At 63.8% G+C, this 12,216-nt stretch carries 12 protein-coding genes; 7 read left to right on the top strand and 5 right to left on the bottom strand.

Annotated features, from left to right (window positions below; translation table 11 throughout):
• Positions 1-86 precede the first annotated feature (86 nt).
• From H6851_12400 to H6851_12420, 5 genes are all read left to right on the top strand, one after another.
• On the top strand, positions 87-995 hold the full coding sequence (locus H6851_12400) for a glycosyltransferase family 2 protein (GenBank protein MCB9944405.1): 909 nt from the start codon (positions 87-89) through the stop codon (positions 993-995).
• A gap of 207 nt (positions 996-1,202) precedes the next feature.
• Positions 1,203-2,069, top strand: coding sequence for a ParA family protein (locus tag H6851_12405; GenBank protein ID MCB9944406.1), 867 nt, complete (start codon positions 1,203-1,205; stop codon positions 2,067-2,069).
• A gap of 172 nt (positions 2,070-2,241) precedes the next feature.
• Complete coding sequence (locus tag H6851_12410; GenBank protein ID MCB9944407.1) at positions 2,242-2,649, top strand: DUF4332 domain-containing protein; 408 nt, start codon at positions 2,242-2,244, stop codon at positions 2,647-2,649.
• Between the two features lie 135 nt (positions 2,650-2,784).
• Positions 2,785-3,081 carry a hypothetical protein gene (locus H6851_12415; protein ID MCB9944408.1) on the top strand — a complete coding sequence of 99 codons (297 nt, stop codon included), beginning with the start codon at positions 2,785-2,787 and terminating at the stop codon, positions 3,079-3,081.
• On the top strand, positions 3,078-4,001 hold the full coding sequence (locus H6851_12420) for a sugar kinase (GenBank protein MCB9944409.1): 924 nt from the start codon (positions 3,078-3,080) through the stop codon (positions 3,999-4,001). The genes H6851_12415 and H6851_12420 overlap by 4 nt, the downstream gene beginning before the upstream one ends.
• Before the next feature lie 42 nt (positions 4,002-4,043).
• Here the strand turns inward: H6851_12420 and secA are convergent, their stop codons facing one another.
• Entirely contained in the window at positions 4,044-6,722 is a 2,679-nt protein-coding gene (gene secA / locus H6851_12425; GenBank protein MCB9944410.1) for a preprotein translocase subunit SecA, read from the bottom strand.
• Between the two features lie 295 nt (positions 6,723-7,017).
• Here secA and H6851_12430 point away from each other — a divergent pair, with 295 nt between their 5' ends.
• Positions 7,018-7,893, top strand: a complete 876-nt coding sequence (locus tag H6851_12430) for a peptidylprolyl isomerase (protein ID MCB9944411.1) — start codon at positions 7,018-7,020, stop codon at positions 7,891-7,893.
• A 94-nt stretch (positions 7,894-7,987) separates the two neighbouring features.
• Here the strand turns inward: H6851_12430 and H6851_12435 are convergent, their stop codons facing one another.
• Entirely contained in the window at positions 7,988-9,301 is a 1,314-nt protein-coding gene (locus H6851_12435; protein ID MCB9944412.1) for a malonyl-CoA decarboxylase, read from the bottom strand.
• Positions 9,302-9,310: 9 nt separating this feature from the next.
• A complete protein-coding gene (locus H6851_12440) occupies positions 9,311-10,021 on the bottom strand; it encodes a glutathione S-transferase N-terminal domain-containing protein (protein ID MCB9944413.1) in 711 nt (236 codons plus the stop codon).
• Positions 10,022-10,151: 130 nt separating this feature from the next.
• Between H6851_12440 and H6851_12445 the strand changes: the two genes are divergently transcribed.
• A complete protein-coding gene (locus tag H6851_12445; protein MCB9944414.1) occupies positions 10,152-10,529 on the top strand; it encodes a hypothetical protein in 378 nt (125 codons plus the stop codon).
• Positions 10,530-10,578: 49 nt separating this feature from the next.
• Here H6851_12445 and H6851_12450 read toward each other — a convergent pair whose 3' ends face one another.
• The gene (locus H6851_12450) at positions 10,579-11,223 is read right to left on the bottom strand and encodes a 2-dehydro-3-deoxy-6-phosphogalactonate aldolase (protein MCB9944415.1); all 645 of its coding nucleotides are present in this window, start codon (positions 11,221-11,223) and stop codon (positions 10,579-10,581) included.
• On the bottom strand, positions 11,220-12,158 hold the full coding sequence (locus tag H6851_12455) for a 2-dehydro-3-deoxygalactonokinase (protein ID MCB9944416.1): 939 nt from the start codon (positions 12,156-12,158) through the stop codon (positions 11,220-11,222). Before H6851_12455 ends, H6851_12450 begins: the two co-directional genes overlap by 4 nt.
• Positions 12,159-12,216 lie beyond the last annotated feature (58 nt).

Here is a 12,216-nt window from a genome sequence, read left to right on the forward strand (position 1 = left end):
AGTTTGGTGCCGGAGCTGCGGGTCCAAGGGGGAACAAGAGTCCGTCAACTTGCCAGCCATCCGGTGAAAATTGTTGGGAGCGGTGCGTGGCTCGCTGGAGTGTTTCCGTTTTTGCGAAGAATGAAGAGGATTCCGTCTCTTCCTGTCTTGCAGCCGTCGATGCCGCGCTGGCAGGCAGCCCGTCCGTTGTCACGGTGATCGTCAACGGGTCGACCGACCGGACCTTCGAACGCGTCTGCCGCTATCGTGATGGCAGGCGGCCGGACATGCGTGCCTTCCGGAGCAGCCTTGCCAGCAAGGCCAATGCCTGGAACAGTTTCGTCCACGATCTGAAACCCGACGCCGATCTGTACTTCTTCGTCGATGCCTATGCCCGTGTCGAGCCGGACGCCTTTCGCCGGCTGGCCGCGGCACTTGAGCGCCATCCGCAGGCCCATGCCGCGACCTCGGTTCCCACCACCGGCCGCAGCGCCAGCCTGGTTGCGGGCAACTCCATCGAACATGGTGGCCTGCACGGGACCCTTCATGTTCTCCGGCGCGAATTCGTCGACGGCATCGTGCACCGCGGCATTCGCCAGCCATTCGGCCTCTATCGCGGCGACGGGCTGATCGGTGCGATGGCCATGCACGATTTCGACGCGCGCCGGAACCGTTGGGACAAGCAGCGTGTGGCGGTGGTCACCGAGCCGACATGGCATCATCGACCGTTGTCGCCCTTTCGCCGCAAGGATCTCGAACGGCATTTCAACCGGCTCGTCATGCAGGCACGCGGGCGCCTGGAAAACGCAGCGATCCGCGACATCATCTACAAGGACGGATTCGAGGCCCTGCCGCAACATGCCGATGCGATGATCGGCGACTGGCTTTCCCGGCAGAGCGCCGCGACCTTGCTCCGGCTGTGGCTGGAGCCGTTCACGGCTCTCGCAATGCGCAAGCTGCGGCCGGGCCATGTCCCGGACCGGACCGGGTTGGAAATGCCGGGCCGTCCGGCGTGATGGCGGTACGCCATGCCATTTCCAGACGATCCGGCATGACGGTTGGCGCAGTCGGGTGTCTGCACCTGAAAATCTCGACTGGTGAAGGGGTTGGTGTGCCTATGGGCGCACAGGTGGAGTCACGCCCTCAACTCTTTCGCCTATTCAGCGGCTGTCAGTCCGGCTCGCGAAGGCTATAAGAGGGCAACTGCATTCGGGAGGAGAGTATTGGCCATCTCGATGGTCCGAACGGTGCCGCAGCGGCCATCGGCGGTTGACTTCGCGGAAGAACGGGCCGTCGGCAAGATCATCGCCGTCGGAAACCTCAAGGGGGGGACCGGCAAGAGCACGACGGCCGTCAACCTTGCCTGTGCCATGGCTTCCTACGGCCGGTCGGTCTGCGTCGTCGATTGCGATCCGCAGGAGACCAGCTTTCGCTGGCTGGCCAAGGGAGAGCACGCCATCGCCGCGGAGCGCATGCCGGTCGAGCGGATCAGCTCGGTGGAGGGCTGGATGCTCAAGGCCCGCCGTCTCGTCGACGAATATGACATCGTCATCGTCGACCTGCCGGCCGTGGTGACGCCGGCCGTGGCATCGGCCTTCCTGCTGGCGCATGTCATCCTGATCCCGGTGACGCCATCGGCCATCGATATCGACGGGACGGAACGGGTCCTCAGGCATGTCCGCATGGCCCGCGAGGAACGCCCGGCCGCGATGCCCAAGGTGATGCTCGTGCCCACGCGTGTCGACCAGCTCACCTTGCACCGGAACCGGCTGCCATCACGTCTGGCCGGGCTGCATGAGCGCATCGGTCCGGCAATCCGCGAACGCGCGACACTGGCCGAGGCGTTCGAGGCTCGTCGGTGGGTGGGCAGCTATGCACCGGATAGTGCCGCCCATGCGGATATCATGGTACTGGAAGCGGCCGTATCCGAACTGCTCGACCATGCTCCCGATCCTCCCTTGCTCAAGCGTTTTCCCGAGCCCCTTCGCAGGGTCGCCGATGAGCCCGTCCGCGAGATACCTGCCGTGCTCGAACCCGAATTGCCGGAGATTGGACGGAGATCGTGGTGGCGGCGTCTCTTCGGGAGTTGAGTGTCTCCTTTGACGCAAGATGCGCTGTATTTTACGCGTTATGGTTGCTGAAACCGCTTGCATCGCTTCCTGATAGTCCGCAGAACCGGTATTCGTTGAATCGGGAAGGCTGGCGAATGGCAGAGATTCGTCGCACTCGATATCTGGCTGATTGCTCACTCAGGAGTGCAGGATGTCCCAAAAAATCGAGCACATCGAAGGTATCGGCGAGAGTTATGGTGCCAGATTGCGTGCTGCCGGTATTACCACCACCCGTGCCCTGCTGAAGGCCTGCGCGGACAGGAAGGGACGCAAGGCACTGGCCGGCGAGACCGGGCTCGATGAGGGGCGGTTGCTGAAATGGGCCAACATGGCCGATCTGATGCGCATCAAGGGGATCGGCAAGCAGTTCTCCGAACTGCTGGAAGCCGCTGGGGTCGATACGGTCAAGGAGCTGCGCACCCGCAATGCCGAGAACCTCGCGGCGAAAATGGCGGAGGTCAACGAGCAGAAGAAATTGACCAGAGCGGTACCGGCGGAGAAAATGGTTGCCGGATGGGTCGAACAGGCCAAGCAGCTCCCGCCGGCCATCACCTACTGAGGCCCGTCCTCCGGCGTGCAGGCGGCGGTTCCGGGGCACCGGGCGGGTCTGTCCCTTGGGTACGGGATTGCGGCGAGAGGGAACAATGGAGATATTCCAGCCGACTGGAAGTGTCGCCAATGGGGGAAAGTGACAATGGGTCTTGGTGGTCTTCTGAAGAAGGTATTCGGCGGTGATGGCGGTGGCGGTTCCACCGCCGGCGAGATCGTCGAGTACCAGGGGTTCTCGATCGAGCCCGCGCCCAGGCGGCATGGCGGCCAGTATCTGACTGCCGGCCGGATCACCAAGGCACATCCGGATGGCGAGCGGGTCCATGAGTTCGTTCGCGCGGATACCCATTCAAGCCTCGACGAGGCCCGCAGCTTTTCGGTCACCAAGGCCCAGCAGATCATCGACCAGCTGGGTGACCGGATTTTCGAACAACGCCCATGACCAGTGGCCGGATCGGTGTCGTCAGCGCCGGTGAATGCATGATCGAGCTGGTCGAGCTCGGAGACGGGCTCATGCGGCGCTCCTTTGGCGGTGATACGCTCAATACGGCTGTCTATCTTCGCCGATCGCTCGATCCGGCCCGATACGACGTCAGTTACCTGACCGTTCTCGGTGACGATCCGTTTTCCGATGAAATGGTCGACGCCTGGCAGGCCGAAGGACTCGACTGTTCGATGGTCGGACGTTTGGGTGACCGGCTTCCGGGACTTCATGCGGTCCGGACCGACGAGCGGGGGGATCGCAGCTTCTACTACTGGCGCGATCGCGCACCTGTACGCGATCTGTTCAGCGACGTTTCGCTCGCACCCCTGCTCGATGCCAGCCGGTCTGCCGGGCTGTTCTATTTTTCAGGCATCACGCTTGCCATCCTCGACGAGGAATCGAGGGAGAAGCTGGTCGAAGACCTGGCTTTGCGCCGGCGCAACGGTGTCCGGGTGGCGCATGACCCCAATTTCCGCCCGCGCCTGTGGCCCGATCGCGAGCGCGCCCGCTATTGGCAGAAGGCGATATATGCCCATTGCGATGTGGTGCTGCCGACGTTCGACGATGAGCAGGCCCTGTGGGGCGATGACGATCCGGCCGGAACCATCGCCCGCCTGCGCGACAGCGGGGTAGGGGAGATCGTCGTCAAATGTGGTGGTGATGCCGCGCATGTCTGGACAGATGCGGCGCAAACCAGTCTTGCACCCCTGCGGACTGTCGATCCCGTGGACACCACGGGCGCCGGCGATTCGTTCAATGCGGCCTATCTGGCAGCCCGGCTCGAAGGCGAATCCCTTGAGCAGGCCCTGGCCGACGGGCATGCCCTGGCCGGGCATGTCGTCATGCACAAGGGAGCCATTGCTCCCCGGATCGTCTGACCCGGGCGAACAAAAATTCAACGCATCCGGAGATTTGCTCCGTCAGGCAAATTTACCGTGACAGTGCTTGAACTTGCGACCCGAGCCGCAGGGACAGGGCGCGTTTCGTGCGACCTTGCCATAGGGGCTCGGAGGCTGACCGCTGGCCGGCGCCTGCTGGTCGTCGCCCGGTCCGCTTTCGCGGATGGCGGCCTGCTCACGCGCCCCATCGCCGCCACCGATATTCGGGCCCGCCATGGCCATCTCCGGTGCCTGCTGCATGCGTATTTCGAGATGTGACAGCACCTGGGTCACCGTTTCGCGCAACTTGTCCAGCATGCTCTCGAACAGGTCGAAGGCCTCGCGCTTGTATTCGTTGAGCGGGTCCCGCTGGCCATATCCGCGCAGATGAATACCCTGCCGCAGGTGATCGAGGTGCAGCAGATGATCCTTCCACAGATGGTCAAGTATCTGCAGGAGCAGGTTCTTCTCGACCATGCGAACGGTCGATTCGCCATATGTGGCAACCTTCTGCTCCATCTTCCTCGTGCTTTCCTCCTCAAGGCGAGTGCGGATACCTTCCTCGTCGATGCCTTCCTCCTTGACCCACTCGGTAACCGGAACGTCGAGTGCCAGGAAACGCCTGACATCCTCTTGCAGCCCCTCGGCATTCCACTGCTCGGCATAGCTGCGGGCGGGAATGTGGCGGGCGACGATCTGTTCAATCGCCTCCAGCCGCATGTCATGGACCGTGTCGGCGAGGTGCTCGGCCTTCATCATCTCCAGCCGCTGCTCGAACACCACCTTGCGCTGGTCGTTCATCACATCGTCGAACTTGAGCAGGTTCTTGCGGATGTCGAAATTGCGCGCCTCGACCTTCTGCTGTGCCTTCTGCAGGGCCTTGTTGATCCAGGGATGGACGATCGCCTCTCCCTCCTCAAGGCCCAGTTTCTGCAGCATGCCGCCCATGTTGCCCGAGCCGAAGATGCGCATCAGGTCGTCTTCGAGCGATAGGAAGAATTTCGAGCGGCCCGGGTCTCCCTGGCGGCCGGACCGGCCGCGCAGCTGGTTGTCGATGCGCCGGCTCTCGTGGCGTTCGGTGCCGATCACGTAGAGACCGCCAGCCTCCTTGACCTTCCGGCCCTCGGCACCGATCTCCGCCTCGATGGCGCTGGCCCGGACAGGATCGGGATTTTCCCCGAGCTCCTCGAAAATGCGCATTTCGGCGTTGCCGCCGAGCTGGATGTCGGTGCCGCGGCCGGCCATGTTGGTGGCGATGGTCACCGCACCCGAGCGGCCGGCCTGGGCGATGATGAACGCTTCCTGCTCATGATAGCGGGCGTTCAGCACGTGATGCGGGATCTTGTGCCCGGCCAGTTGCCGGGCGAGATCCTCGGATTTCTCGATGGAAACCGTGCCGACCAGAACCGGCTGCCCCCGGCCGTGGGCCTCGATGATCTCCTTGATGATCGCCTCGTCCTTCTCGCGGCCCGTGCGATAGACCTCGTCGTCCTCGTCCTTGCGGACGACGTCGCGGTGGGTGGGGATTTCCACGACCTCAAGATTGTAGATCTCGGCGAACTCGGCAGCTTCCGTCGCCGCCGTCCCGGTCATGCCCGAGAGTTTCTGGTAAAGGCGGAAATAGTTCTGGAAGGTGATCGAGGCGAGCGTCTGGTTCTCGGCCTGGATACGCACTTTTTCCTTGGCTTCGAGGGCCTGGTGCAATCCGCCCGAATAGCGGCGGCCCTCCATCATGCGGCCGGTGAATTCGTCGACGATCACCACGCGGCCCTGGTGGACCAGGTAATCGACGTCGCGCGTGAACAGCTTGTGGGCGCGCAGGGCCTCCTGCACATGGTGGACGAGCGAGATGTTCTCGGGATCGTAGAGTTCTCCCGATTTCAACAGATCCGCCGCCTGAAGCAGCTCCTGCATGCGCTCCGTGCCGGTCTCCGTGAGCGAGACCGATTTCTGCTTCTCGTCCTTCTCGAAATCGTCGTCGCCGAGCTGTGGAATGAGCTTGTCGATGGCGATGTAGAGTTCCGAGCTGTCCTCTGCCGGACCCGATATGATCAGCGGTGTGCGCGCCTCGTCGACAAGGATCGAATCGACTTCATCAACAACCGCGAAAAAGTGCTCACGCTGGACCATCTGTTCCAGCGCCAGCTTCATGTTGTCGCGCAGATAGTCGAAGCCGAACTCGTTGTTGGTGCCGTAGGTGATGTCGCAGGCATAGGCTTCGCGGCGCTCGTCCTCGGGAATGCCCGGAACCACGCAACCCACGGTCATGCCGAGGAAGCGATAGATCTGGCCCATCCAGTTGGCGTCGCGGCGGGCGAGGTAGTCGTTCACCGTCACGACATGCGCGCCCCTGCCGGGCAGGGCGTTGAGATAGACCGCCAGCGTGGAAACGAGCGTCTTGCCTTCACCTGTCTTCATCTCGGCAATGTTCCCCTGATGGAGAACCATGCCGCCGATCAGCTGGACGTCGTAGTGACGCTGGCCGAGGGTGCGCTTGGCGGCCTCGCGAACCGTGGCGAAGGCATCCGGAAGAATGTCGTCGAGTGTCTCACCCTTTTCCAGTCGATCCCGCAGCCATGCGGTCCGGGCCTTCAGCTCCTCGTCGCTGAGCTTCTCCAGATCGCCTTCGAGGGCGTTGATCTGGTCCACTGACTTTTGCAGTGACTTGATGGTGCGGTCATTGGCCGAGCCGAAGATCCGCCGAGCGATGGCGCCGAACATGGTCAGGATGAGCCTTCATTGGGGAGCAGGCATAAGCAGTTAAGCTGTGAGATAGGCAGTCGGTATGACCGTGTCAACGCGGCTGGGACAAGTCGTGATGCCGTCGTGTCCGGGAACCCGGACCGTGCCCTGCGGGAAAGGCCGTTCGGCGCGCCGCACGGCAGGCGCGCCGAACGGCAAATGACAGGCCTGTTGTGTCCAAAGAAGGTTTGTGGCTTGATGCGGCCGCCGTCTTTTTGCCGAGACCTGTCCCGGATCTGGGAGCAGGTCCGGCCTTCCAGCGATTGGATAGTCCATGCGTTTTGCTGTTTTCATGGCCGCAACACTGGCCGCAACCAGTGCCTTCGGTCTCATGGCTGCTGCCCAGGATGCCGAGAATGATACGGTCGTCGCTGTCGTCAATGGCAAGCAACTGACCCGGGGCGACCTCGAGGCCTCCTATGCGGTCCTGCCCGAGCAGTACCGGCAGATGCCGCTCGAATCGGTCTATGACCCGCTGCTGCAGCGTCTGGTTGACGGCGAGCTGCTGTTGCAGGCGGCCGAGACCGCGCATCTGGAGGAAGACAAGGATATCCAGGCTGCTCTCCAGCGGGCGCGCGACGATGTGTTGCGGCAGTCCTATCTCGAACGGGCCATCGACGAGAAGGTCACCGACGAGAAGCTGCAGGAAGCCTACGAGGCCAAAAAGGCCGAACCGGACTTCGCCAAGGACGAGGTCAAGGCCCGTCACATCCTGCTCAAGACCGAGGACGAGGCCAAGGAGATCATCAAGGAGCTTGATGGTGGGGCCGATTTCGCCGAGTTGGCCAAGGAGAAATCCACCGGGCCATCGGGCCCCAATGGCGGCGATCTGGGATATTTCGAGAGAGGGGCCATGGTCCCCGAGTTCGGCGAGGCGGCCTTCGCCATGGAACCGGGAAGTTATTCCAAGGTCCCGGTGGAGACCCAGTTCGGCTGGCATGTCATCCTCGTCGAGGACAAGCGGCAGAACGTGCCGACCTTCGAGGAGACCGAACCGCAGCTGCGTCAGGAACTGGCCTCCCAGGCTGTCGGCGAGGTACTTGAGGACGTTCGCAAGGGCGCGGAAGTGACCCGTTTCAATATCGACGGCAGCGAACAGGCACCGGCCGAAGCGACAGACGAGCAGCCGGCAGAGAAGAAGGCCGAATAGGACGGCGGACCCGGTCATTTCAGGCCGGGTCTTTCCGCGGTCACTGGTGTGGAATAGGAGGCGGGCGGGCCAGCGAGCGGTGCTGCCGGTCGCCTCACCCCTGCCTTTCGGTTAGCGGACGGATCATCCCGCGCACCGATGTGGATGCCACCACCGCTCCGTCATTGGCATAGGCCTCGTGGTTGCGTTCGATATGTGCGGGATGATAACGGTAATTGACGAGAATGCCTGCCGATTCGTCCAGTCCCTTGGCCGAGATGTCGCCCATCCAGTTGATGCGTTCGAGGCGTGCGCCATTGTTCAGGTGGAAGCGGGCCACCGGGTCGCGCGGGCGGGACTTGCGTTTTTCCATCACCAGATAGTGCGCACAGAGGGCTTCGAGCCGCGGCTTTGCACTTGCCGCGAAGGCCTCGTCGTCGATCCAGCCGGGCTGTTGCAGCCGGCTGTACAATTGTTCGTCCGCCGCCGTGAGGATGCCCGCTGCCAGTGCATCCCGGAACCATGCGAGAAAGCCCGGGACCGGGGACAGCGTGGCGAAGCTGCGCAGTGACGGCAGCTCCTTCGTCAATTCGCTGACCACGGCCTTGATGAGGAAATTGCCGAGCGAGACGCCGCGCAGGCCATCCTGACAATTGCTGATCGAATAGAAGATGGCGGTATCGGCTTCCGCCGGATTGTCCGGCTGGCTCGCCGTTTCGATCAGCGATTGCACCTTTGCCGCCATGTCCCGGACCAGCGCCACCTGCACGAAGATCAGCGGTTCGTCGGGCAGGGCCGGGTGAAAGAATGCAAAACAGCGCCGGTCCGGGGCCAGCCTGCGGCGTAGCGCCTCCAGGTTGGGGATCTTGTGCACCTTCTCGTAGCGCATCAGCTTTTCGAGCAGCGATGCCGGACTGTTCCAGTCGATCTGGACGAGGCTGAGGAAACCCGGATTGAACCAGCCGGTCAGCAGCTCCTGCAGGTCGGAGTCGACTGGTGCCAGTTGGGGATTTTCCCTGATATGACGAAGTAACAGCTCGCGAAGCGAGACCAGGGCGCGGATGCCGTCAGGGGCCATGTTGATGCGCCGGAACAACTCCATGCGTGGCCCTTCTGCCACACGCCGGAGGCCCTGCAGGGCCTCCGGTCCCGGTTGCGTGCGATAGGTTTCCGCTGCCGAGATCACCTTTTGACTGTCGACAGCCATCTCGTTTGCGAGATGGAGTAAAAATGCGACCTTTTCTTCAGGTGTGACTGACTTGAGTTGTTCGACCAGTTCGCGTGCAAGGGCCGTGCCCACGGCGTCCCCGCGGGTCGAAAGGAGGTCGGCGGCGAGCGTCTCCGGGCGCGCGCGCCTCGGGCTGCTCCGCCCGCGAAGCAACTCGCGCCCGGCATCGGCGATCGACGTCCACAATGAGATGACGCGCATGTCCGCGGCTCAGCGCTTGCCGGTCGAGGCCGAGGTCTGGCCGAAGAGGATCTTGCGCGACTCGTCGTTCACGACCTGTTCTCCCGGCTTGCGGTAGCGCTCGGCCACGTCGTAGGCACGCCGGGTCGCCGGACGCTCGCGAATACCCTCGAACCAGCGCCGGAGGTGGGGAAAGTCGTTCAGGTCCTGTTTCTGCCGTTCATGGGGGACGATCCAGGGATAGCTCGCCATGTCGGCAATCGAATAGTCGTCGCCAGCCACGAAGGGACGGTCGGCGAGGCGGCGGTCGAGCACGCCGTAGAGCCGGTTGGTCTCGTTGACATAACGGTCCATGGCATAGGGAATGCGCTCGGGGGCGTAGGTGACGAAGTGGTGGTTCTGGCCCGCCATCGGTCCGAGGCCGCCCATTTGCCAGAACAGCCACTGGAGAACCTCGCTGCGTCCGCGGATGCCCGCGGGGATGAACTGTCCCGATTTTTCCGCAAGATAGAGCAGGATCGCGCCCGATTCGAACAGCGACAGGGGCGCGCCGCGATCGGCCGGCTCGTGGTCGACGATGGCCGGCATGCGGTTGTTGGGCGCGATCTTGAGGAAGTCGGGCTCGAACTGCTCGCCTGTGCCGATATTGACGGGATAAATCGTGTAGTCGAGGCCACTTTCTTCGAGAAACATGGTGATCTTGTGGCCATTGGGAGTCGGCCAGTAATACAGGTCGATCATCGGGTGCTCCTTGGTCGCGTTCATCGGGCTTGCCCCTGAGCAGCCTTCGTGGCCGGACCGGTCCCGTTTGGCAAGTCGTCGTTGCCCGGCATCAAGGTTTCGTTAACCATGATCTGCCAGGATTGCCCGCATGTGGATTGGACGCACTTCCCCCTCGATTGATCATGTCACCCGGCTGTTCGCCGAATGGCTGCGCATGGGCGGCATGCAGGGCGGACAATCCACAACCGCGTCGTTTCTCCGGGCCATCGACGGCATCGCCGCCCGCGAACCGTCGGCGGCTTTCGGCCCCTGGGATGCCGGTTCCTCCGACCGGGGCGGCATCGTCCGGATCGGGGTGCCACTCTCGATCCATGCCAACGGTCTCCCGCTTCCCGATCTCGCCGGCGGGATACCGAGCCCGGGCACCGGACCCGGTATCGACCGGGCCATGCGGGCCTATGACGACCGGCTTTCGGACCGCATCCGCATCGAGGGGCCGCAGCAGCCCGTCGATATCCGGGCCTGACGGCATCTTCCCATTTTCCTGCCGGGTCATCGCGGTCGGCATCGGGCACTCACAAACTGCGCCATGCCTCGACGAACGCGGTCGCGCGCCGGCCGACCTCGTCAGCCGCCATGCCCGCCTTGTAGAGCGCGGATCCAAGGCCGAAGCCCGTCGCACCGGCCTGCACATAGGGAGACATGCGCTCGGGCGTGATGCCTCCCACAGGCAGAAGGTCAACATCCGGGGGAAGGACAGCGCGCCACGCTTTCACCACTTCCGGCGGAATGCCCTCTGCGGGAAATATCTTGAGGATGTCCGCACCGGCGCGAAGGGCGGCGAATGCCTCGCTGGGCGTCGCCACGCCGGGAGCCGTCACCAGCCCACGCAGCCGCGCCGCGCCGATCACCGCCGGATCGAAGCATGGCATCACCGCCAGCCTGCCGCCGGCATCGGCGATCCGGCCGACCTCGGATGCCGCCAGCACCGTGCCGGCGCCGATCAGTGCACGCTCGCCGAACGCATCGGTGAGGATGCGGATGCTCGCGAACGGGTCCGGCGAGTTCAGCGGCACCTCGATGATGGTGAATCCCGCATCGACCAGCGCCCCGCCGACCTCCAGTGCCTCCTCCGGCCGCAGTCCGCGCAGGATCGCCACCAGCGGCAGTTCATCCATGCAGGCGCGCGCGCGGGTTGTTGTCGCTTCGCGAAGTGTCATGTCCTGTTCTCCGATACTGTCGGCAGAAGCCCCCTGGCCCGGGCGATCTCGACCATGCCCCTCGCGGCGGCATCGGGAGCGGCGACCGAACAGTCGATGCCCGCGATGCCAAGCGCCCTGCGATAGCGCGCCACCAGACCGCTCGACCCGATGAGGCAGGCCCGACGGGTCGCGGGACTGCCGAAAATCGCCCGCGCGCCACCGATTTCCGAGCCGATCAGCAGGCCGGACAGGTAGGAGGCCACGGCCTTCCCCGCCAGCCCGCCGGTCAGCGGCAGGGTGCGTGCGGAGAACAGGTCGTGCAGCAGGGCGGAACCTTCGGCCACTCCCGCTTCCACCCCCTTGTCGAATCCAGCCTCGTCATCCGGACCCGCCTCCATCAACCGGCCGAGGATCGAATGCTCGCCCAGCACGGCGAACACCTCGCCCGTCATGAAGGTCGAAAAGCGCTCGATCCGCCCATCCGCCACCAGGGCCCACTTGCTGTGCGTACCCGGCAACACGGCCATGGCCGCATCGGCGGCCACCGGCATGGCACCGACGATCTGCGTTTCCTCGCCACGCATGACATCCGGCCGCGCAGGATCGCTCATGTCGATCAGGCCGGAAATGAAGTGGACATCATGGCCCGACGCGATGGTCCGTGTCACCACGCCGGCCGCAATTTCCGCACCGCCGGCGGGACAGGGCGCATAGGGCACCTCGACCCAACCTTGGCGGCTGGTGATCATGCCCGAAGCCATCACCGGGACGCCACGCGGCGCCTCCAGTCGCGACAGTTCGCGCGCCAGCACCTCCTCGAACGCACCATCATGCACCTGCATGATGCCCGCCTTCGCATCGACCGACCGGATGACCTCGCCGTGCCGATCCATGACCGCAGCACGAAAACTCGTGGTTCCCCAGTCAACCGCCACCAGCGCCCCATCGCCCATGCGCCCGCTCCCCGATAAAGGATGTGTTTACCGCCACCGCCGATCCAGCAATACGGAA

It is taken from the genome of Geminicoccaceae bacterium (genome assembly GCA_020638465.1).
Classification (GTDB): Bacteria; Pseudomonadota; Alphaproteobacteria; order Geminicoccales; family Geminicoccaceae; genus JAGREO01.

Coding starts and splice junctions, on each gene's coding strand:
- H6851_12410 (MCB9944407.1), top strand. CDS start 2,242: ATGTCCCAAAAAATCGAGCACATCGAAGGTATCGGCGAGAGTTATGGT.
- H6851_12415 (MCB9944408.1), top strand. CDS start 2,785: ATGGGTCTTGGTGGTCTTCTGAAGAAGGTATTCGGCGGTGATGGCGGT.
- H6851_12420 (MCB9944409.1), top strand. CDS start 3,078: ATGACCAGTGGCCGGATCGGTGTCGTCAGCGCCGGTGAATGCATGATC.
- secA (MCB9944410.1), bottom strand. CDS start 6,722: ATGTTCGGCGCCATCGCTCGGCGGATCTTCGGCTCGGCCAATGACCGC.
- H6851_12430 (MCB9944411.1), top strand. CDS start 7,018: ATGCGTTTTGCTGTTTTCATGGCCGCAACACTGGCCGCAACCAGTGCC.
- H6851_12435 (MCB9944412.1), bottom strand. CDS start 9,301: ATGCGCGTCATCTCATTGTGGACGTCGATCGCCGATGCCGGGCGCGAG.
- H6851_12440 (MCB9944413.1), bottom strand. CDS start 10,021: ATGATCGACCTGTATTACTGGCCGACTCCCAATGGCCACAAGATCACC.
- H6851_12445 (MCB9944414.1), top strand. CDS start 10,152: ATGTGGATTGGACGCACTTCCCCCTCGATTGATCATGTCACCCGGCTG.
- H6851_12450 (MCB9944415.1), bottom strand. CDS start 11,223: ATGACACTTCGCGAAGCGACAACAACCCGCGCGCGCGCCTGCATGGAT.
- H6851_12455 (MCB9944416.1), bottom strand. CDS start 12,158: ATGGGCGATGGGGCGCTGGTGGCGGTTGACTGGGGAACCACGAGTTTT.